Source organism: Janthinobacterium foliorum (assembly GCF_978021625.1).
Map to the genome: position 1 here is coordinate 116,477 of NZ_CDXDQE010000001.1, position 19,561 is coordinate 136,037.

Annotated in this window: 20 protein-coding genes; 6 read left to right on the forward strand and 14 right to left on the reverse strand. The window is 65.4% G+C overall.

What is annotated here, in order from left to right; translation table 11 throughout:
* The first annotated feature begins 11 nt into the window (after positions 1 to 11).
* Both ACZ92H_RS00540 and ACZ92H_RS00545 read left to right on the forward strand, forming a co-directional pair.
* Positions 12 to 611, forward strand: coding sequence for a gamma-glutamylcyclotransferase (locus ACZ92H_RS00540; RefSeq protein ID WP_465048467.1), 600 nt, complete (start codon positions 12 to 14; stop codon positions 609 to 611).
* Between the two features lie 226 nt (positions 612 to 837).
* Entirely contained in the window at positions 838 to 1,161 is a 324-nt protein-coding gene (locus tag ACZ92H_RS00545; RefSeq protein ID WP_465052346.1) for a LysR substrate-binding domain-containing protein, read from the forward strand.
* 1 nt (position 1,162) lies between these two features.
* Here the strand turns inward: ACZ92H_RS00545 and ACZ92H_RS00550 are convergent, their stop codons facing one another.
* Entirely contained in the window at positions 1,163 to 2,047 is an 885-nt protein-coding gene (locus tag ACZ92H_RS00550; RefSeq protein ID WP_465048373.1) for an oxidoreductase, read from the reverse strand.
* 165 nt (positions 2,048 to 2,212) lie between these two features.
* Between ACZ92H_RS00550 and ACZ92H_RS00555 the strand changes: the two genes are divergently transcribed.
* Positions 2,213 to 3,160, forward strand: coding sequence for a LysR substrate-binding domain-containing protein (locus tag ACZ92H_RS00555; protein WP_465048371.1), 948 nt, complete (start codon positions 2,213 to 2,215; stop codon positions 3,158 to 3,160).
* On the opposite strand, the gene ACZ92H_RS00560 is transcribed toward ACZ92H_RS00555, so the two are convergent.
* The 12 genes from ACZ92H_RS00560 to ACZ92H_RS00615 all read right to left on the reverse strand — a co-directional run bounded on the left by ACZ92H_RS00560 (position 3,157) and on the right by ACZ92H_RS00615 (position 16,148).
* Positions 3,157 to 4,347 (reverse strand): PA0069 family radical SAM protein, encoded by a 1,191-nt coding sequence (locus ACZ92H_RS00560; RefSeq protein ID WP_465048370.1) that lies wholly within the window; start codon positions 4,345 to 4,347, stop codon positions 3,157 to 3,159. The genes ACZ92H_RS00555 and ACZ92H_RS00560 overlap by 4 nt on opposite strands.
* A gap of 80 nt (positions 4,348 to 4,427) precedes the next feature.
* The gene (locus ACZ92H_RS00565) at positions 4,428 to 5,102 is read right to left on the reverse strand and encodes a tRNA-uridine aminocarboxypropyltransferase (RefSeq protein ID WP_465048369.1); all 675 of its coding nucleotides are present in this window, start codon (positions 5,100 to 5,102) and stop codon (positions 4,428 to 4,430) included.
* A 204-nt stretch (positions 5,103 to 5,306) separates the two neighbouring features.
* The gene (locus tag ACZ92H_RS00570) at positions 5,307 to 7,121 is read right to left on the reverse strand and encodes a methyl-accepting chemotaxis protein (protein ID WP_465048368.1); all 1,815 of its coding nucleotides are present in this window, start codon (positions 7,119 to 7,121) and stop codon (positions 5,307 to 5,309) included.
* Positions 7,122 to 7,383: 262 nt separating this feature from the next.
* The gene (locus ACZ92H_RS00575; protein WP_131372663.1) at positions 7,384 to 7,896 is read right to left on the reverse strand and encodes a lipocalin family protein; all 513 of its coding nucleotides are present in this window, start codon (positions 7,894 to 7,896) and stop codon (positions 7,384 to 7,386) included.
* 22 nt (positions 7,897 to 7,918) lie between these two features.
* Entirely contained in the window at positions 7,919 to 8,719 is an 801-nt protein-coding gene (locus ACZ92H_RS00580) for a substrate-binding periplasmic protein (RefSeq protein WP_465048367.1), read from the reverse strand.
* Between the two features lie 33 nt (positions 8,720 to 8,752).
* Positions 8,753 to 9,772 (reverse strand): type VI secretion system protein TssA, encoded by a 1,020-nt coding sequence (gene tssA / locus ACZ92H_RS00585; protein WP_465048366.1) that lies wholly within the window; start codon positions 9,770 to 9,772, stop codon positions 8,753 to 8,755.
* 19 nt (positions 9,773 to 9,791) lie between these two features.
* A complete protein-coding gene (gene tssH / locus ACZ92H_RS00590) occupies positions 9,792 to 12,443 on the reverse strand; it encodes a type VI secretion system ATPase TssH (protein ID WP_465048365.1) in 2,652 nt (883 codons plus the stop codon).
* Positions 12,440 to 12,916, reverse strand: coding sequence for a type VI secretion system baseplate subunit TssE (tssE, locus tag ACZ92H_RS00595; protein ID WP_465048364.1), 477 nt, complete (start codon positions 12,914 to 12,916; stop codon positions 12,440 to 12,442). Before tssE ends, tssH begins: the two co-directional genes overlap by 4 nt.
* Before the next feature lie 64 nt (positions 12,917 to 12,980).
* Entirely contained in the window at positions 12,981 to 13,472 is a 492-nt protein-coding gene (locus ACZ92H_RS00600) for an Hcp family type VI secretion system effector (protein ID WP_034750126.1), read from the reverse strand.
* Positions 13,473 to 13,509: 37 nt separating this feature from the next.
* Positions 13,510 to 15,006, reverse strand: a complete 1,497-nt coding sequence (tssC, locus tag ACZ92H_RS00605) for a type VI secretion system contractile sheath large subunit (RefSeq protein WP_465048363.1) — start codon at positions 15,004 to 15,006, stop codon at positions 13,510 to 13,512.
* Between the two features lies 1 nt (position 15,007).
* On the reverse strand, positions 15,008 to 15,517 hold the full coding sequence (gene tssB / locus ACZ92H_RS00610) for a type VI secretion system contractile sheath small subunit (RefSeq protein ID WP_131372651.1): 510 nt from the start codon (positions 15,515 to 15,517) through the stop codon (positions 15,008 to 15,010).
* Positions 15,518 to 15,554: 37 nt separating this feature from the next.
* Positions 15,555 to 16,148, reverse strand: coding sequence for a tetratricopeptide repeat protein (locus tag ACZ92H_RS00615; protein ID WP_465048362.1), 594 nt, complete (start codon positions 16,146 to 16,148; stop codon positions 15,555 to 15,557).
* Between the two features lie 280 nt (positions 16,149 to 16,428).
* Between ACZ92H_RS00615 and tssJ the strand changes: the two genes are divergently transcribed.
* From tssJ to icmH, 3 genes are read left to right on the forward strand one after another with little or no spacing between them, the layout of a single operon-like run.
* Complete coding sequence (gene tssJ, locus ACZ92H_RS00620; RefSeq protein ID WP_465048361.1) at positions 16,429 to 17,016, forward strand: type VI secretion system lipoprotein TssJ; 588 nt, start codon at positions 16,429 to 16,431, stop codon at positions 17,014 to 17,016.
* 52 nt (positions 17,017 to 17,068) lie between these two features.
* Positions 17,069 to 17,974, forward strand: a complete 906-nt coding sequence (tssK, locus tag ACZ92H_RS00625; protein WP_465048360.1) for a type VI secretion system baseplate subunit TssK — start codon at positions 17,069 to 17,071, stop codon at positions 17,972 to 17,974.
* The gene (gene icmH / locus ACZ92H_RS00630) at positions 17,971 to 18,759 is read left to right on the forward strand and encodes a type IVB secretion system protein IcmH/DotU (protein ID WP_465048359.1); all 789 of its coding nucleotides are present in this window, start codon (positions 17,971 to 17,973) and stop codon (positions 18,757 to 18,759) included. Before tssK ends, icmH begins: the two co-directional genes overlap by 4 nt.
* Before the next feature lie 11 nt (positions 18,760 to 18,770).
* Here the strand turns inward: icmH and ACZ92H_RS00635 are convergent, their stop codons facing one another.
* Entirely contained in the window at positions 18,771 to 19,556 is a 786-nt protein-coding gene (locus ACZ92H_RS00635; protein ID WP_465048357.1) for an OmpA family protein, read from the reverse strand.
* Positions 19,557 to 19,561: the final 5 nt, after the last annotated feature.

A 19,561-nucleotide genomic window follows, 5' to 3' on the forward strand; every position in this document is an offset into this window, starting at 1 on the left:
ACCTGTCCTCCATCGACGCCGCCACCATCGCCATCAACCAGCGCATGAACAAATTCGACGGCCACGAACAGGTCTGGCTGTTCGGCTACGGCTCGCTGATCTACAAGGCGGATTTCCCGTATATCGAGCGCCGGCCCGCCAGCATCGCAGGCTGGACGCGGCGCTTCTGGCAAGGCTCGCACGACCACCGGGGCACACCCATGGCGCCGGGCCGGGTCGTCACCCTCGTGCCGCAGGCGGGCGCCGTGTGCGACGGCATGGCCTACCTGATCACGCCCGAAGTCTTCGCCCACCTCGACCACCGCGAAAAGAACGGCTATCTGCGCCTGGCCACCGACATCACGTTCGACGACGGCAGCAAGGTCGAAGGCCTGGTGTACATCGCCAACGAAGAAAATGCCGCCTACCTGGGCGCCGCGTCCGAACTCGACATCGCGCGCCAGATCGCCCGGTCACAAGGCCCCAGTGGCCCGAACAGCGACTACCTGCTGCACCTGGCCAGCGCCTTGCGCGAACTGGGCAAGAGCGATGCGCACGTCTTCGCCATCGAGCAGCATCTGGCGCAACTGAAAGAGCGGCAGCAAGGTCTGGATCAGGAGCCGCCCGCATGAGCGGCCTTGACATGGAAAGCTCGACCTGAGCAAGCCAGCATCGGCTACCGCGTGATCGATATCGTCGCGCAGCGCGATGCCGCGGGCGGGCGCACCGGCGAGCGCGTGGCGAAAGACATGATCGCCGTGCGCATCGCGCCCGGCCTGCGCATGGTGGTCGTGGGCAGCCCCGCCTATTTCGCCCGGCACCCGCCGCCGCTCGCGCCGGTCGGCCCGCTGGCGCACAATAGCGTCAACCTGCGCCTGCCCACCCACGGCGGCCTTGTCTGCATGGGAATTTGCCAGGAAGGGCCAGGAGCAGCAGATCCAGATGCGCGGGCAGCTGGTCGTCAACACGACGCCGCAAATGCTCACGGCGGCCCTGGAAGGGCACGGCCTGGCGCATGTGCCGCAAGACGCCATCGAGCGCCGCATGGCCGATGGCCAGCGGCTGACGGTGCCCGACGACTGGCGCCCCGCCATCTCCGGCTACCATCCGTACTACCCCAGCCGCCGGCAATCGTCGCCCGCCGTCCAGCTGGTGCTCGACACCTTGCGCTACCCGTCCTGATTTAACCCTGCGGCTGTCCGCCGATGGCATCAAGGGCGGCCAGCGCCGCCGCATCGAGCCGCAGCGCGCCGGCCGCCACGTTCTCGCGCAGATGCGCCACCGACGAGGTGCCGGGAATGACCAGGATATTCGGCGCGCGCTGCAGCAGCCAGGCCAGCGCCACCTGCAGCGGCGTGGCCTGCAAGGCGGCGGCCACCTGCGTCAGCCCGTCCGACTGCAAAGGCGAAAATCCGCCCAGCGGGAAGAACGGCACGTAGGCGATGCCTTGCGCGGCCAGGTTATCGATCAGCGCGTCATCGCCGCGGTGCGCCAGGTTGTAGTGATTCTGCACGCAGACGATCCGCGCCATGGCCTGCGCTTCGGCCACCTGGGCCGCATCGACATTGCTCAAGCCGATATGGCGGATCAAGCCTTCCTCCTGCAGGCGCAGCATGGCGGCCAGCGGTTCGGCCAGCGACGAGCCATCCGGTCCGGCCACGCCCGGCGCGCGCAGGTTGACGACATCGAGCGCCTCCAGCCCCAAATTGCGCAGGTTGTCGTGCACGGCGTCGCGCAATTGCTGCGCCGACGCGGCCGGCAGCCAGGACTGGTCCGCGCCGCGCACGAAGCCGATCTTCGTGACGATGGTCAAGCCATCGCGGTAGGGGTGCAGCGCTTCGCGGATGATCTGGTTGGTGACGTGCGGCCCATAAAAATCCGAGGTGTCGATATGGTTGACGCCCAGCTCGATGGCCTCGCGCAGAACGGCCACGGCAGCGGCGCGCTCCTTCGGCGGCCCCCACACGTGCGGGCCGGCCAGCTGCATCGCGCCATAGCCCATACGGTGGAAGGCAATGCCGCAGCGGGCGGGCGTGAACTGATCTTGGGCAGGGAAATAGGCAGGCATGGCAACTCCAGGGTCGGTGATGGGCGGGCCAACGAAGCGCCGCATTCATGCGAACTGAATGGCAGCGGATGGCATGCAGGCATCATAGCGGCGAAGGTGCCGTGTGATAATCGGGGCAATACCGCACAGGCTGTACGAAATTTCGCACAATAAGGAACTGCGACGATGAGCACCGATCTGACTTCCATGGCCGACCTGTCGACCTTCGCCCTCGTCGCCCAGCACCGGGGTTTCCGCCAGGCGGCGCGTGCCAGCGGGCAATCGGCCTCGGCACTGAGCGAAGCCGTGCGGCGCCTGGAAAACCGCCTCGGCATCCGGCTGCTGCTGCGTACCACCCGCAGCGTCACGCCAACGGAAGCGGGCGAACTGCTGCTGGGCCGTTTGCGGCCCGCCCTGAGCGACGTGGCCAGCGCGCTCGACGTGCTCAATACCTTGCGCGACAGCCCGCGCGGCACCTTGCGCCTCAATGTGCCCGTCAGCGCGGCGCGCTTCTTCCTGCAGCCGCTGGTCAACCAGTTCCTGGCAAGCTACCCGGACATCCTGCTCGACATCGTCGTCGACAACAACTTTGTCGACGTCGTCGCCAGCGGCTGCGACGCCGGTATCCGCTACGGCGAAAAGCTGGAGCAGGACATGATCGCCCTGCCCATCGGCCCGCGCACGCAGCGCTTTGCCGTCGCCGCCGCCCCCGCCTACCTGGCGCGGCGCGGCATGCCGGAACACCCGCGCGACTTGCTGCAGCACGCCTGCCTGCGCGGCAAATTCCTCAGCGGCGCCCTGTACCCGTGGGAATTCGAGCGCGATGGGCAAACGCTGACCGTGGAACCGGACGGCCCCCTGATCGTGACGCCCACCGTGGCGGACCTGGCCGTCAGCGCCGCCGTGGCCGGACACGGCGTCATTTACCTGTTCGAAGAGTGGCTCACGCCCTACATGGCGTCGGGTCAGCTGCAGCCGATATTGCAGGACTGGTGGCTAAGCTTTCCCGGGCCATATCTGTACTATTCGGGGCGGCGGCACTTGCCGGCGCCCTTGCGCGCGTTTGTCGACTTCATCCAGTCGCCGGCCGTGCGCGCATCGGAACTTGCTCTGTCCCGTCACACAATGCCCTAGAACAAATCCAGCTGTGCCGCATGCCCCGCTTTCGCCTTGTTGCCCAAGGGCGGCACGACGAGCGGACGCCGGAACTGCGTACAGTCAAGCTGCTTGAAGCGGCCGCCCTTGCCATGCAAGCCCAGCCGATGCACGGCCTTCTCGACACGCTGGCGGATGAGGTCGGCCCACACGCCTTCGCCCTGCATGCGGGTGCCAAACGCGCTGTCGTAATCCTTGCCACCGCGCATTTCGCGTACCCGGTTCATCACGCGCTGGGCCCGTTCCGGGAAGTGCGCTTCCAGCCACTGCTGGAACAGCGGGCTCACTTCCCACGGCAGGCGCAGCACCACGTAGTGGGCGTGGATGGCGCCCGCGTCGCGCACGGCTTCGAGCAGCTGCTCGATTTCCGGCTCCGTGACGAAGGGAATGATGGGCGCGATGCTCACGCCCACGGGAATGCCCGCGTCCGTCAGGGTGCGGATGGTGCGCAAGCGCCGCGCCGGGGCGGCCGCGCGCGGTTCCAGGGTGCGCGCGATGGCCGGATCGAGGGTCGTCACGGTGACGGCCACGGCGGCCAGGCGCCTGGCCGCCATGGGCGCCAGCAAGTCGATGTCGCGCTCGATCAGCGACGATTTCGTGATCAGCGCCACCGGGTGGTCGCACTCGCTCAACACTTCCAGCACGCGCCGCGTCAGCTGCCGCTCGCGCTCGCACGGCTGATACGCGTCCGTGTTGACGCCCAGCGCAATTGGCTCCGGGACGTACGACGGCTTGGCCAGTTCGCGCCGCAACAATTCGGGCGCATTCACCTTGGCGTAGATGCGGCTTTCAAAGTCGAGGCCCGGCGACAGGCCCAGATAGCTGTGCGTGGGACGGGCAAAACAATAGATGCAGCCATGCTCGCAGCCGCGATAGGGATTCAACGAGACGTTGAACGGCAAATCGGGCGAGGCATTGCGCGTGAGGATGGTGCGCGCCTGCTCGTCGGTGACTTGCGTCTTCCAGGCTGGCGCGCCCTCTTCTCCCGCCGCGTCCTCCAGACCGCCCACGCTCCAGCCGTCATCGAAACCGGTGCGCGCATGCAGCTCGTAGCGCCCTTGCAGGTTCGACACGGCGCCACGCCCCTTCTGCGCCTTCAGCGATTGCGGCGGCAGCATGGCTTGCCCGGCAAAGCTGTCATCGTGTTCTGGAATGATTGCTTTCATGAACGGCCCCATCAACTGTATATACGTACAGTATACTATGCCGCTCCCGCAGCAAGATCAAGGGTTATGCTGCCACCAATTCAAGCTTTTTCACCGTGCGGCATGACATAGCTCAACTGCTGCGCCACAAATCCGTCAAACGCCGTGATCAGGGGAACGAAACGGGAATCCTCTTGCTCCAACTGCATCAGGGCATAGCAAGTCGCTTCCAGGGTCGACAACTGGTCTGGCGCGTGCGCCTTGCGGATCAGGTAGTGGGAAGGTGGCATGTCGCGCAAAGGCAGGCGCGGCAGTTGTTGCAATAGCGGATTTTGATACAGCATCTTGCGACTCTTGCGCCAGGTGCCATCGAGCACCACCAGCCGCAATTGCGCCGGATCAAGCAGGATGGCCGGGTCGAGCGGCGGCGGCGGTACGATGCCCAGCGAACGGTCGCCAGGCGTATCGGGGTACAGCAAGACATTGTGCTTGCCTGCCAAGCGTTCGGCGAGGGTGGCGGGGGCGAACTGCTCGCCCGTCAGCAGCTGGCTGTTAGGCAGGCTCAGGTGCAGCAAGCGGGCGCTGCCCTTGGCGTTGTGCACCTCCAGCGGATGCTGCAGGATCAGCACCTCGACGGCATGGGCAACTGGCGCAATCCAGCGGCAAATGCAGCTGGCTGTCGCGCGCAGGCAAACGGCACAGCGCGCGCGCTTGGCCGCTACCGCTGGATGGACGGCGTCAGTACGGGAGGGGGCGATGGTGTTGCGGGTAGTCATGGCGGAGCGCGTTCGCGGGATTCTTCAAGCCGCGATTGTAGCGCCCACGCCATGTCAACGAGAAACGATGCTGGCAAAGCCCGTGCATGACGGGTTGTAAAGCGGCGACAGACGATCAATCCACAACATCGATGCCTTGATAGCATGCTTGCAAACCAGCGGCAAATCAGCAGGAACAAACCAGAAGGAACAAACCGGAACCGCTTAAAACTCTTCCCACTCGTCGGCGCCCGTCGCCACGGGGGCGCGCGGCTTGCTGGCGCGCATGCTATCCAGCGTCGTCCCCCTGGCGGTCTGCCCGTGCACCGCGCGCGTCCCTGCGGCAGGATGCGCCACCTGTGCGGAGGAGGCGGCGATGGTGCGCTTTGTGGCAGGCACGGCAGGCCTGGATACCGCAGGCCGTGCCGCGCTAACACTGTTGACACTGCTGACGCTGGCAGTGATATTGGCGGTAGCACTGGCGGCAGCATATTGCTGCGTAGCATCGAGCTTGAACAAGCCCACCACGTCGGCCAGCTTGGCCGCCTGTTCCTGCATCGATTCGGCTGCCGCGGCAGCCTGCTCTACGAGTGCCGCATTTTGCTGCGTCACCTGGTCCATCTGGCCGATGGCCTGGTTGACTTGCTCGATGCCCGTGCGCTGTTCGTCGCTGGCGTCCGTGATCTGGTTCATGATCTGCGTCACGTGGCTGATGCTCTGCACGATTTCATCCATGGTGCGGCCCGCCTTGTCCACCAGTTGCGAACCGGCCTCGACTTTTTGCACGGAATCGTCGATCAAGCCCTTGATTTCCTTGGCCGCCTGGCTGGACCGCTGTGCCAAATTGCGTACTTCGGAAGCCACCACGGCGAAGCCCCGGCCCTGCTCGCCAGCCCTGGCCGCTTCGACCGCCGCGTTCAGGGCCAGGATATTCGTCTGGAAGGCGATGGCATCGATGACGCTGATGATATCGACGATCTTGCGCGACGAATCATTGATCGAACCCATGGTGCTGACCACTTCCGACACCACCGCACCGCCCTTGCTGGCGATTTGCGAAGCGTCGATGGCCAGCTGGTTGGCGCTGCGCGCATTGTCGGCGTTGAGTTTCACGGTGGAGGTCAGCTCTTCCATGGAAGACGCCGTCTCTTCCAGCGAGCTGGCCTGCTCTTCCGTGCGCGATGACAGGTCCAGGTTGCCGGCGGCAATTTCGCTCGACGCCGTGCTGATGGAATCCGTGCCGGCGCGCACCTGGCCGACAATGCTGACCAGTTTGTCGTTCATGTTTTTCAGCGCATGCATCAATTGCCCGGTCTCGTCACGGCTTTCCACCACGATATGGCTGGTCAGGTCGCCGGCGGAAACGGCCTCCGCTACCTCGACGGCGCGGGTAATGGGGCGCGTGATCGAGCGCGTGATCCAGTAGGCGCAGGCGATGCCCAGCAAGATGGCGGCCGCGCCCAGCGAAATCAGCAGCAAGCGGCCGTTTTCGTAGCGCGAACGGATTTGCGCGGCCGTTTCATCGAGCAACCTGGCTTCCAGCACTTCCAGCTTTTTCAGCGATGCCAGGTAAATGTCGCGCTTGACGGCCATGTCGCCCTCGTACAAACGCTTGCCCAGCTCCAGGTCGCCCGCATTCTTGGCCTTGAAGACGTTCTTGCGCACCTCGGTATAGGCCTTGCGCGTGCTCAGCACCTCCTGGTACAGCGCCTGCTCTTCCACGTTCAGCTGGCTCTTGCCGATATCGTTCTGGATTTCCGTGGCGCGCGCGGACGAGGCCGCCATTTCCGTCTCGAATTGTTTTTGATGGGCAGGGTCGCTGACTTTCCAGGCGGCCGCCGTGCGTGCCGCGTTCACCTCGATGACCTTGGTCCACTCGCCGATCAGGCGCTCGTTGCGCACCTTGACGTTGACGAGGGCATCCGTTTCCTGGCTGGCGCTTTGCATCTGCACGATGCCCACCACGGTCAGGGAAGTCAGCAGGAACAATACCGCGGCGAAACCACCACCGAGACGCACGCCAATCTTGAGGTTTTTCATTGCGCTATTCCTATCTGAAAAATCTATGCACGCTTGCCGCCGGGAAGATGCCGCTACCATTCACTATAGCAAGCATTTGTCGGCAGACAATCGCGAAAGTGGGACGACACCATGCAGCCATGCCCGGCGCCGGAAGCGCCGCCCATGCACTACTTTGGTGATGATTGTGAGTGAATCAGGAGGGTATTGCAAGAAATAACATGCAGAAAAGCAACAACCAGAAGGCAAGGTGCCGCCGTGCGCGGGCGGCACGCCAGAATACTCAGTTTTGTTTCACATAGATCAATTTTGAGGTGTCGAAACCCAGCCCCCGGGCCTTCTCGATCAGGCGCTGCTGTAATGCCGGATCCATCGTCGGCGTGCGCGACAGCAACCACAAGTAGGATTTGTCGGGACCGCTGATCAGGGAATAGCTGTAATCCTGCTGATCCAGGTCGAAGACGATGTAGGAACCATAGAAGGGGCCGAAAAACGAGACCTTCAGATAGCCCACGTCTTTCTTGTCGACGAAATACGCCTTGCCTTCCGCTTCCTTCCATTTCGCGTCCGCATCCTTGTAACCACGGTTGAGCACCTTCAGGCCGCCATCCTGGCGCAAGCTGTAATCGGCCGTCACATGGCTCAGGCCCCGCTCGAAGGAATGGTCGAGGCGCGCGATTTCGTACCATTTCCCCAGATACTTGGTGGTATCGAAATTGGTGACAGGTTCAATATTCTCGGGGCGGCCCACGCAGCCGGCCAGCAGCACCACGCACAGGAACAGCAGTTTTTTCATCGTTCTCTCCAAGGGTCAAATATCAGGGTAGCAGCGCGCGGTCGACGATGCGGCGTATCGCGCCATTGTTCTGCATGCGCACGATGGCGGCATTGAACTGGGCGATAAAATCCTCGCGGTAGGGATACTGGCCCGGCTGGCGCAGGGTAAATCCCATATAGCCCTGCTGGCTGGCCAGCTGCGCCGTTTCGTGGATCGCTTGCATCGGCGTGCCGGCCTGGACATCGCGCCGGATGCGCTGCAATTCCCACTGCGCCGACAGGCGGTCGCTGACGTAGCAATCGATGCGTCCGCGCATCAGCTTGAGCAAATTCGTGCGCGTGCCTTTCGCCGCATCGAGTACGACCTTCCCGGAGCGCAACGCTTGTGTCAGCCCCGCATCGCCCAGCAGGAAACCCGCGTTGATGCCGATGTGCAAACCGCCATAGTCGGCAGGCCAATGCTGCAGCGTGCGCCTGGCAAGTACCTCCTGGTTGCAGAACACCACCATCTGCTCCATCAGCAAGGGCACCGAATAACGCACATAGGGCCGCTCGTCGCGCCACAAATACGGCGGATACAGGGCAAACGCCTCGCCTGTCTGCAACATCAGCACGCCCCGCTTCCATGGCACGGGCCGCAATTGCACCGCGTACTGCGGCATGGCTTGCGCGGCTTCGCGCACGATTTCCGTATAAATGCCTTTCAGCTGGCCATTCTCGACATAGGAGTACGGCGGGTAGTCGTCGTCGCCATAGATCAGCACTGGCTGCGCCGCGCGCACGCTTCCACCGGCCACGATGGACAGGCACAGCATGGCACGAAAAGCGAGCGTTTTGAACATGCTCGCAGGGTAGCATGGAAGGCGTGAAAATCGTCATCCGTTCGCGCTGCCCATACCCAGCATTTCGTCGAGCTGCGCCAGGGTACCCTGGTCCTTGACGACGGCGCGCAGCCACAAATGCAAGGGCAGTTCGCCCCAGCTGGCGGCCCTGTCGGCCAGGTAGGCGACAGGGCTGTGCGGTTCCGTGCGGCGGAAGAAATCGGCCACCTGGCGCAGCTGGGCCAGCGCCTGCTGGCGCTGCACGATGGCGCCGCCCGGGGCTGCCGCCGGCAGCGCCGCGCCCGGCGCGCCGGCGAAGTCCGTATCGGGCGCCAGCGGCGCGATGAAGTGGATGACGGATTCCAGCGCTTCGCGGGCGGCGCGAAAGCTGGGGCCGTCCGCGCCGAAGCGCGCATCCACGCTGCGCTCGAGCGCCAGCAGCGACTGCATGCAATACTGCGCATCGGCCAGCAAGGCATCGGAAAAATCGCGCGTGTTTTTCTGCCGCGCCGCGTCCATCTGCGCCAATGTCACCGCCTCATCCTGGCGCGGTTCGCCCCAGCCCTGGTCGGACGCGGCCGCGCTGGCCGCGCGCTGGCGCGCCGCGTCGAAATCCTGCAGCGCAAACTGGCCGTCGGCGCCGGCCGTCAGCGGTATCTCGCGCACCAGCTGCGGCGTGCGCGACAGGAGCCAGAACAGGTTGCCGATGCGCTGTTCGTGGTCGCCGTCTTCGGCCAGCGGGAAGAGGCCATCCCAGTAGCGTTCGCACAGGCCGGCCAGCAGCGCATAGCCATCGCCCAGGCCGCGGAAGCGGCGCGTCTTGGCGTGCGCCTCGGCCAGCCACACGGCCACGCGCAGGTCCTTGCTATGGGTGGCGATCAGCTGCTCGCAGCGCGTCGCCACGAACGGCCAGTCCGCCTCCTTCAGCGCCGTCACCCACTCGCCCTGGTCCAGGCTGGGATCGTCGTGCTGGCGCGCCCGCGCGATGGCGTCGAGCTCCTGGCTGAAAGTGATGTCGCCGCCGCAGGGACTGACGGCGCTGACGGGATGCAGCAACTGGTCGAGATTGAACATGGCATGCTCCGGCGTGGATTTATCTGATCGTGTACTTGAACTGCCCCTGCTTGCTGGCGCCGACGCGGATGGCGGCGATCGGCTCGCCGTCGGCCATGCGCGCCAGCACGGCTTCGGCGATCGCCGGCAGCACGCTGCCATTGAGGATCTGGTCGACATTGCGCGCGCCCGAATCGACCTCGGTGCAGCGCGCCAGCACGGCCTCGACCAGCGCCGCATCATGGCTGAACTGCGCCTGGTGGTTGCGCGCAATGCGCGCGCCGATGCGCGCCAGCTTCAGGTGGATGATCTCGGCCAGCACCGCGTCGTTCAAGGGATAGAACGGCAGCACCTTCAGCCGCCCCAGCAGGGCCGGTTTGAAGTGCGCCACCAGTTGCGGACGCACCAGCGCTTCCAGCGCGGCCGGCGTGGGCAGGTCCTGCGCTGTCCGGTTCAGGCAGGCCGCCATCATGGCGGCCGAACCCAGGTTCGAGGTGGCGATGATGATGGTATTGCGAAAATCGACTTCGCGTCCTTCCGCGTCATCCAGCACGCCCTTGTCGAACACCTGGAAAAACAGCTCCAGCACATCGGGGTGGGCCTTTTCCGCTTCGTCGAGCAGCACCACGCTGTAGGGCTGGCGCCGCACGGCTTCCGTCAGCACGCCGCCTTCGCCGTAGCCCACATAACCGGGCGGCGCGCCTTTCAGCCCAGCCACGCTGTGCGCTTCCTGGTATTCGCTCATGTTCAGGGTGATCAGCTTGCGCTCGCCGCCGTACAGCAGGTCGGCCAGCGCCAGCGCCGTTTCCGTCTTGCCCGTGCCCGAGGGCCCCGTGAACAGGAACACGGCTTGCGGCTTGTTCGGCTCATCCAGGTTGGCGCGCGCCGTGCGCACGCGCTGCGCCACCGCGTCGATGACGTGGTCCTGTCCCAGCACCCGTTCGCGCAGCGCCGCGTCGAGGGTCCGCACCGTGCGGATCTCGTCCTTGACCATCTTGCCCAGCGGGATACCCGTCCAGGCGGCGACAATACCGGCCACCACCTGCGCGTCCACTTCCAGCGGCGCCAGTGGCGCCTCGCCCTGCAGCGTCGCCAGTTCTTCCTTCAACGCCAGCAGCCTGGCGGCGCCGCTTTCGCCCGGGCGCTCGTCGCGCAACTGCGTGCGCAAGTCGCCGATCTGCGCCACCAGCGCTTTTTCGCGCTGCCAGCGCTGCGCCAGCGCGGCGACCGCCGCCTGTCCCGCTTCATGCTCGCGCCGCAGCTGCGCCAGCCGCGCCGCCCCCGCCTTGCCGGCCACTTCGCCATCGGCCGCCTCGCGCTCCAGCGCGGCGATTTCGGCGCCACTGCGCTCCTGCCGGCGGTGCGCGTTTTCCAGCTGCGCCGGCGTGGCGCTCTGGCCCAGCGCCACCTTGGCGCACGCCGTATCGAGCACGCTGATGGCCTTGTCCGGCAGCTGGCGCCCGCTGATATAGCGGTGCGACAGGCGCACGGCGTCGACGATGGCGGCATCGCGCACGCGGATGCCGAAATGGCGCTCCATCAGCGGCGCCATGGCCCGCAGCATGGCGCAGGCGATGTCTTCGCTGGGTTCCTCCACCTTGACCACCTGAAAGCGCCGCGCCAGCGCCGCATCCTTTTCAAAGTATTTCTTGTACTCGCTCCAGGTGGTGGCGGCGATCGTGCGCAGGGCGCCGCGGGCCAGCGCCGGCTTGAGCAGATTGGCCGCGTCGTTCTGCCCCGCCTGGCCGCCGGCGCCGATCATGGTATGCGCCTCGTCGATGAAGAGAATGACGGGGTGCGGGCTTTTCACCACCTCGTCGATGACATTTTTCAGGCGGCTCTCGAATTCGCCCTTCACGCTGGCGCCGGCCTGCAGCAAGCCCATGTCGAGCGCGTGGATGCGCGCGCCCTGCAGCACCTCGGGCACATCGCCGGCGGCGATGCGCAAGGCCAGGCCTTCCACCACCGCCGTCTTGCCCACGCCCGCCTCGCCCGTCAGAATGGGATTGTTCTGGCGCCGGCGCAACAGGATGTCGACGGCCTGGCGGATCTCCGCCTCGCGGCCGATCACGGGATCGAGCTTGCCGTCGCGCGCCAGCTGCGTCAGGTCGGTGGTGAACTGGTCCAGCGCCGGCGTCTTCGTCGCCAGCGCCGTCATCGGGTCCTCGGCTGTTGCGGCCAGCCGCGGCACTGCCGCGCTGTCCTCCCCGGAGCCGGCCGTTAGCTTGTCCGGATAGTGCTTCAACTGCTCCACGCTGAAGCGGGCGAACAATTTCGAGCTGCGATAGGCCAGCTGCGACAGCTCCGGCTCCGTCAGCAGCGCCAGCAACAGATGCCGGCTGCGGATGACGGCCGGCTGCGTCCCATCCGCCGATGCGCCCAGCGACGCGATCAGCCAGGCGTGTTCGAACAGCAGCGGCAGATGGGGCGAGAAGACGGGCGTGCGCGCGCTGCCCGTCTTGAAGCCGCCGATCTCGCGCCGCAAGTCCGCTTCCAGCGCCGTCAGGCTGATCTCGCTGCGCCGCGCAATGGTGACGAAATCGCTGCGCTCCTGCTCCAGCAAGGCCAGGAACAGGTGTTCGATATCGACTTCGTACTGGCCCAGCCCCACGCAGATGCCGGCGGCGCGGGTGGCAGCCGTGCGCGCCGTGTCATTCAGCTTGCCAATCAATGTCTTCAGGTTATTGCTCATGCGGCGGCTCCCTTGCGGTTGATCGAATAGCGCAGCGACGAAGGCTGCAGCACGGCGTCGAAATTGACCGTCTCGCCGCTGCGCGTCACGGCCAGCGTGGCGCTGATGACGAAGCCGACCCGGTTGATGGCGCCCGCCTCGCGCTCCAGGCGGGCGCGCACATTGCGCAGGCGCGGCTCGTGGCGTTCGATGGCTGCCTTCAGGGCGGCGCAGATGCGTGCGCGGTCATCGCTGCTGGAAAGGCACATGCCGGCAAAATCGATCAGGCCGTAGTTGACGATGGAAGCGGCGCATTCGGGATAGGCGTCGAGGGCGCCGGCAGGCAAGGCCACGCGGGTGTTGAGCAATTCTTCCAGGTCGCGCGCCACCGCATCCTTGAGCTGCTCGATCGACAGGCGCGCCACCACGCCACCCTGTTCGCTGCCGCCATCGCCCATCAGGCGGTCGAACAAACCCGGTACATAACTGTCCATGCGCTCTCCAGAAAATCGGGCGGCACGCGCCGGAGACCATCCGCCGCGTGCCGCGCACGATGGATCAAGCCACGCGGTTCGCGGCCAGGTCCCAGCCGCCCGAGGTATTGCCGCCGGCGCCGCCCGTGACTTTTTGCTGCGTGTATTTCCATTTCACTTTCGAGAACTTGAAGCCGACGTGTTCGCCCAGGATGTCGCCCTCTTCCACGTTCGGCGTGACGGCGCCGATCAGCACATTCTCGATTTCGATTTCAAAGTACTTGACGCGCTCGCCCTGGCCATCGGCGCGCATGAATTCGAAGCGCGCCTTGGGAATGGTCTTGCCGGCCGAGCAGGTCTGCAGCAGCACCGGCGAGGCCAGGTCGGCCAGCTTGGAGATGACAATGTCCTTGTGCTCGCAGCGTTCGGCCGTGTGGCCGCCGCCCGTCGAGGCGGTGGCCGACTTCGGCTGCTCGACGCTCCAGCTGACCGATTTGCACTCGATCCAGTCCTTGTGCTTGTCATCGGTGGACTCGCCCTTGATGCCGTCAATCTGCAGATATACATCGATTGCCATGGTGTGCTCCTTCTGGTTGAACGATGATCGTGGTGGATCAGGAATTGGTCGACTTCGGCAACTCCGCGACCAGTCGGAGCGAAACGGATAATTCATCAAGCTGGAAGTGGGGGCGCAGGAACGACACGGCGCGGTACACGCCGGGACGGCCCGGCACTTCATGCACCTGCACCGACGCTTCGCGCAGGGGGAACTGCGCCTTTTGCTCCTGGCTGGCGTTATCGTCGAGCAGCACGTACTGCATCAGCCAGCGGTTCAGGAAATCCTCCACGTTGGACGCGGCGGCAAAGCTGCCGATCTTGTCGCGCATCATGGCCTTCATGTAGTGGGCGATGCGCGACACGGCGAAGATGTACTGCAGCTGGGATGACAGCACCGCGTTCGCATTGGCCGCGTCGCTGTTGTACTTGCGGCTTTTCTGCGCCGACTGCGCGCCGAAGAATGCCGCGTAGGCCGTGTTCTTGCAGTGCACCAGCGAGATGAAGCCCAGGTCCGACAATTCCTTTTCGCGCCGGTCGGTGATCGCCACTTCGGCCGGGCATTTCAGGGCCACGTCGCCCTCGTCCGTCTTGAAGGTGTGGGTCGGCAGGTCGTCCACCAGGCCGCCGCCTTCCACGCCGCGGATGGCGGCGCACCAGCCGTAGTCGGCGAAGGCGCGCGTGAGCTTGCAGCCGAAGGCATAGGCGGCGTTACACCACAGGTATTTATGGTGGTCGCTGCCATCGACTTCCTCGACGAAATTGAAGCCTTCGACGGTGGTGCCGTCGAGGGGATTGAATGGCAGCCTGCCCAGGAAGCGCGGCAAGGTCAGGCCCACATAGCGCGCATCCTCGGATTCGCGGAAGGCTTTCCATTTCGCGTACTCGATGGTGTCGAAGACTTTTGCCAGGTCGCGCGGCTTGCCCAGGTCGCCGTAGCTTTCCAGGCCAAACAATTCCGGCGCGGCCGAGGCGATGAACGGCGCGTGCGCGGCGGCGGCGATATGCGACATCTGCTCGACAAAATACATGTCTTCCGGCTGGCGCGAAATGGCGAAGTCGCCCAGCAGCGCGGCGAACGGCGCGCCGCCGAAGGTACCGAATTCCTCTTCGTAGACTTTCTTGAACATGCTGCTCTGGTCGAACTCCAGCGCCGCCTGGAAATCCTTCACCAGTTCGCGCTTGGTGGCGTTGAACATGCGGATCTGCAGCCGCGTGCCCGTGTCGGAATTGCCCACCAGGTAGCGCAGCCCGGTCCAGCTCTGTTCGAGCTGCTGGAATGGCGCCGCGTGCATGATTTCGCTGAGCTGGGCGGAAATCAGGCGGTCGATTTCCGCCACGCGCGCGTCCAGCGTGGCCGACAGGCTGTGCGACATCAGCACCGTGCCATCGAGCACCTGCGCCACCAGTTCCGCGATCAGGTCGCGCGCGCGCGCATGTTCGGCGCCGGACTTGGCGACGCGGCTTTGTTCGACGATCTGGTCGAGCAGATCGGTCTGCGGGGCCGGCGCGCTGGCCGCCGCCGGCACGGCATGGGCTTCTGCGTGGGCGTTCATCTCAATCCTCCTGCACTGGAAGGTGCGGTTTCAGGGTGGCCAGGCTGTCGGTGTTGTTCAGCACTTCCGTCAGCAGGTCTTCCAGCTTGTCGTTGCCGGCCAGCTTGTTGCGCAAGTCGGCCAGCTTGGTGCGCGCGTCGAGCAGCTTGCGCAAGGGGGCGACCTGGCGCACCACGGATTCCGGGCGGAAGTCGTCCATGGAACGAAAATGCAGGTCGACGGCAAAGGTGCCGCCCGCTTCACTGAGGCGGTTCTGCACGGCGAAACGCGCCACCGGTTCCACGCCGGCCAGCACTTCGTCGAAATTGTCGCGGTCGAGGGCGACGAACTTGCGGTCCTTCAGGCGCTTTTTCTCGCTGTCGGGATTGCCGCCGAAGTCGCCCAGCACGCCGACCACGAAGGGCAGCTCCTTGTTTTCAATGGCGTCGCCGATTTCGACGTCGTAGGTCATCTGCACGCGCGGCGCGCGGATCTTTTGCAGGCGTTTTTGCACGCTGTCGGACTTGGGCATGTCGCTTCCTTTGCAAAGTGGTGAGGGAGTCGCGGGACTATTTCAAACCGCTGAACGGGTCGGCCGTGCTGCCCGCTGCTGGCGTGCCTTTGGATGCCGCCGGTGCGCCGCTGCCGGCGGCGCGTTTGGCCGCAGCCACAGGGCGCTTGGCCGGCGGCACCAGCACTTCCTCGCCGATGCTCACGCGCAGCAGCTTGGCCAGATCCTGTGCTTCCGAACGCAAGGAACCATTCAGGTTGTTCTGCCGCGACAGGTCGGCCAGGGCCTTGCCCGACAGGCGCAAGCCGCTGACGGCGACGATGCTGTTGGCCACCTTGTCGTCCGGGTCGCGCTCAAGCGCTTCGAGCGCATGCCCGATGGCGTCGCCATACTGGCCGCGGTCGAACTTCATCTGCGCCATTTGCAGCCAGGGCGCCTTGTCGGCCGGATAGCTGGTGCCGCCGCCCTTGAGCAAGGCCAGGGCCCGTTCGTACTGGCCGGCGCGCGCGGCCGCGTCGGCATCGCTCATGACTTGCGCCAGGGTAGGCGCGGCAGGCTTTTTCGGCGCCGCCGGTTCCGGCGCGGCGCAGGCGGCCAGCAACAAGGCGCTGGCGAGACAGGCAATACGGGGCAAGGTCATGGCTGGCTTCATCTGGGCATTCCTTCACGAGGAGGACGCTACCGCTGGGAAAGATGGGCGGCGCCGTGGTGGAGGCCATTATTGATCGCCAATTTTTTTGCCAGATTGAGATTAATCAGCAAAGAAGAAGTTCCACTCAGCAGCGTCTTGCAAGGCAAGGAAGCCTGATCTGGCGCAGTAATTTCCTCGATCGCGGACGGTCTTTGCGCCACCGCAAGCGCGCCGCTGGCGCATGCGATTAAATGACTGCAGCACTTTCTTTCCTCACGTTATTTTCTGCGAAGGCGGGCCCATGCGATCTTCCCTTCCCTTCCGCCTGCCGCTGCTGCTATTGGCGCTGCCACTGGCCGGTTGTGCCGGCGGCGCCATCGGCACCCTGGCCAACGCGGCGCTGCAGATGGCGGGCGTGGCCAAGCCGCCACCGGAACTGCCCGACGCGCAAAAGCCGCCGCGCCTTGTCAGCATCCGCCTGCACGCGGCGCAGCGCCTGAACACCGATGCGGAAGGCCGGCCGCTGGCGCTGGTGGCGCGCATCTACAAGCTGCGCCAAAGCGCCGCCTTCGAGCAGGCCTCGTATGACAGCTTCCTCGACGCGCAAAAAGAAAAGACCGCGCTGGGCGCCGACCTGATGGACGTCAGGGAAGTGCTGCTGGTCCCGGGCCAGCGCTACGAGATCCAGGAAAAAGTCAGCAAGGAAGCGTATTTCATCGGCGTCGTGGCCCTGTTCCGCGCTCCCGCGGCACAGCGCTGGCGCGCCACCGTTGCCGCCGCCGATGCGGAGCGCGGCGGCATCACCGTCGGCCTGCATGCCTGCGCCCTGAGCGTGGGAGGCGGCGCGGATGGCGCCATGGCGGCGCTGTCGTCCGTGCGCTGCCAGTAAGCCACACATCGACACGCCAGCAACACGCACGACACACACGAGGAGAAGCGACATGGGCATGGCAGCGAAAGTCTTGTGGGGAGAAGGCCTGTTCCTGCGGCCGCGGCACTTCCAGCGCCAGGATCAGTATCATGAAATGCGGCTGCACCACACGGCCAGCGCCCTGCATCCCTACCTGTGGGGCGTGGCGCACATGGAATGGGACCTGGCGGCGCTGAAGACGGGGACCTTGCGCCTGCAGGCGCTGTCGGCCATCTTCCGCGACGGCGAAGTGTTCGATGCCATGGGCGACGGCGCGCCGGGTGGCGACGCCCTGCCGCCGCCGGTGGACCTGGAAGCCTTGCCGCCGTCGTTGCAGGAAGTGGCGTACTACGCGGCCCTGCCGGTGCTGAACCGCGAAGGCGCGAACTACACGGCGCAGCCCGCGACAGGCGCCGGCGCCGCCAGCACGCCGCCGAACACGCGCTATGTGCACAGCCTGCCCGCCTGTGACCACGCGCAGCCGGGCGCCTGCTTCGACGCCATCGACGGCATCATCCGCGAACTGCTCGACACCGTTATTTCGTCAAAATACTTTTCCATCGCCCTGCTGGAAGACAAGCCGTCGTATTACCTGGGCAAGCTCGATTCGGGCAAGACCGACCAGCACACCACCTTGTACCTGGCCATCCGCGCCGCCATGCCGGCCATCGAACTGGTGGATATGGTGCCGCTGCGCGTCAAGGTGGGCGCGCCCGACGATGTGGAAAAATGCGTGCTGTCGGCCATGCCAGGCGTGAAGCTGTCGCATGCGCCGCAAGTGCCCGCCGCCATTCCCGTGCGCCCCGATACCTGCTATTTTGCGATCGAAAACCGCGGCGTGCTGTATGACCAGATGCGCAAGGCGCAATCGATTTCCGTGTATGTGCCGGCCGGCATACGCGACCTGCAGCTGGAACTGATCGCGGTGACGGCATGAGCCAGCTCATCGAACGGCGCGCCGCGCCCTCCCTGCTGGGCCCCCGCGGTCCTGCCCCTGGCGGCGCTGCCGGCCGCCATGTCGGCAGCGCCCTGCTGGACCTGATGCACGAAGGCTTCTACATGCTGTTCATGCTGAAGCATGGTTCGTCGCCCGGCGACGAGCAAAGCTTCATGGACCGCATCACGGCCTTCCTCGACGACTTCGAGCGCGACGCGAAAAAGATCCGCGCCGACGGCGACGATATCGAGGCGGCCAAATATGCGTTTTGCTCGGCCGTCGATGAAATCATCCTCGCCTCGCCCTTCGCCTTGCGCAAGCAGTGGGAGCGGCGCCCGCTGCAACTGCTGATCTTCGGCGACCAGCTGGCCGGCGAACACTTTTTCGACCGCCTCGACGCCTTGCGCGGCAAGGGCGCCATGCGCGTGCAGGCGCTGCAGGTTTTCCATATGTGCCTGTTACTGGGCTTCCAGGGAAAATACGCGATCGACGGCGGTGAAAAACTCAGCTACCTGACGGGCCGCCTGGGCGACGAGATCGCCCATATCAAGGGCAAGAGCCGGGGCTTCGCGCCGCGCGCCGAGCGCCCCGACCAGGTGGTCAACAAGCGCCGCAGCGACGTGCCGCTGTGGGCCTTGTCCAGCATCTTCGCCCTGCTGGCCATCTGCGCCTACCTGGGCCTGAAAACGCATCTGACGCATGCCACGCAAACGACGCTGGCGGCGTATGCGGACCTGGTCAAGCTCGCGCCGCGGCCGGCCAACCTCACCATCACGCTGCCGTGAAGCGCGGCTGACTACTGCGCGATCCTGAACTCGATGCGCCGGTTGCGCGCCCGCCCCTCGGCCGTGGCGTTGCTGGCCACGGGGCGGTCCGGGCCCTGGCCCGAGGTCAGCACCGTGTCGGCCTTGATGCCCTGCGTGGCCAGGTAGCTGCGCACGGCATCGGCGCGCGCCTGGCTCAGCGCCACGTTGCTGGCGCGCAGGCCCGTATTGTCCGTGTGGCCGATGACTTCCACCTTGCGCTCCCTGAGCTTTTGCATCACGGCCGCCATCTCGTCGAGGATGGCCAGGCCGGCCGGCGTGATGCTCGCCTTGCCGCTGTCGAATTCGATGATGCGCTTGTCCAGCGCCGCATCGAGCATGCCTTGCTCGGCCTCGGCCGCCCTGACCCGCAAGCCATTGTTGACGACGTAGGTGGGATTGAGGCTGGTGGCGATGTCGCTGGCGATCTGCTGGCGCTGCGCCTCGTTCGCCACCTCGCCGCGCACGCTGACGTTGCTGCCATCGATGCTGATCTGCCCGCGTGAAATGAGCTTCAGGTTCGGCGCGATGAGTTTCTGCACATAGGCGTTCCAGTTTGCCGGCACGGCCACGTTGCCGATGGCGATCTGGTCGACCACGCGCTCGGCGCCGTACAGTTCGCGCAGGCGGGCCAGCACGGCCGCCTTGGCCGCTTCATCGGCCAGGGTGCCCGTCACCAGGATCTGTCCCGGCAAGGGCGTGACGGGCGCCTGCGCCTGCACCTGGGCGCGGCAAGGCATGGCGGCGGCCAGCAGCAGGAAGAAAACGGAGAATTTCATCGCAA

Coding starts and splice junctions, on each gene's coding strand:
- tssJ (WP_465048361.1), top strand. CDS start 16,429: ATGCGATCTTCCCTTCCCTTCCGCCTGCCGCTGCTGCTATTGGCGCTG.
- ACZ92H_RS00600 (WP_034750126.1), bottom strand. CDS start 13,472: ATGGCAATCGATGTATATCTGCAGATTGACGGCATCAAGGGCGAGTCC.
- ACZ92H_RS00560 (WP_465048370.1), bottom strand. CDS start 4,347: ATGAAAGCAATCATTCCAGAACACGATGACAGCTTTGCCGGGCAAGCC.
- ACZ92H_RS00555 (WP_465048371.1), top strand. CDS start 2,213: ATGAGCACCGATCTGACTTCCATGGCCGACCTGTCGACCTTCGCCCTC.
- tssH (WP_465048365.1), bottom strand. CDS start 12,443: ATGAGCAATAACCTGAAGACATTGATTGGCAAGCTGAATGACACGGCG.
- tssK (WP_465048360.1), top strand. CDS start 17,069: ATGGGCATGGCAGCGAAAGTCTTGTGGGGAGAAGGCCTGTTCCTGCGG.
- tssC (WP_465048363.1), bottom strand. CDS start 15,006: ATGAACGCCCACGCAGAAGCCCATGCCGTGCCGGCGGCGGCCAGCGCG.
- icmH (WP_465048359.1), top strand. CDS start 17,971: ATGAGCCAGCTCATCGAACGGCGCGCCGCGCCCTCCCTGCTGGGCCCC.
- ACZ92H_RS00575 (WP_131372663.1), bottom strand. CDS start 7,896: ATGAAAAAACTGCTGTTCCTGTGCGTGGTGCTGCTGGCCGGCTGCGTG.
- tssA (WP_465048366.1), bottom strand. CDS start 9,772: ATGTTCAATCTCGACCAGTTGCTGCATCCCGTCAGCGCCGTCAGTCCC.
- ACZ92H_RS00615 (WP_465048362.1), bottom strand. CDS start 16,148: ATGAAGCCAGCCATGACCTTGCCCCGTATTGCCTGTCTCGCCAGCGCC.
- ACZ92H_RS00580 (WP_465048367.1), bottom strand. CDS start 8,719: ATGTTCAAAACGCTCGCTTTTCGTGCCATGCTGTGCCTGTCCATCGTG.
- tssB (WP_131372651.1), bottom strand. CDS start 15,517: ATGCCCAAGTCCGACAGCGTGCAAAAACGCCTGCAAAAGATCCGCGCG.
- ACZ92H_RS00570 (WP_465048368.1), bottom strand. CDS start 7,121: ATGAAAAACCTCAAGATTGGCGTGCGTCTCGGTGGTGGTTTCGCCGCG.
- ACZ92H_RS00550 (WP_465048373.1), bottom strand. CDS start 2,047: ATGCCTGCCTATTTCCCTGCCCAAGATCAGTTCACGCCCGCCCGCTGC.
- tssE (WP_465048364.1), bottom strand. CDS start 12,916: ATGGACAGTTATGTACCGGGTTTGTTCGACCGCCTGATGGGCGATGGC.
- ACZ92H_RS00635 (WP_465048357.1), bottom strand. CDS start 19,556: ATGAAATTCTCCGTTTTCTTCCTGCTGCTGGCCGCCGCCATGCCTTGC.
- ACZ92H_RS00565 (WP_465048369.1), bottom strand. CDS start 5,102: ATGACTACCCGCAACACCATCGCCCCCTCCCGTACTGACGCCGTCCAT.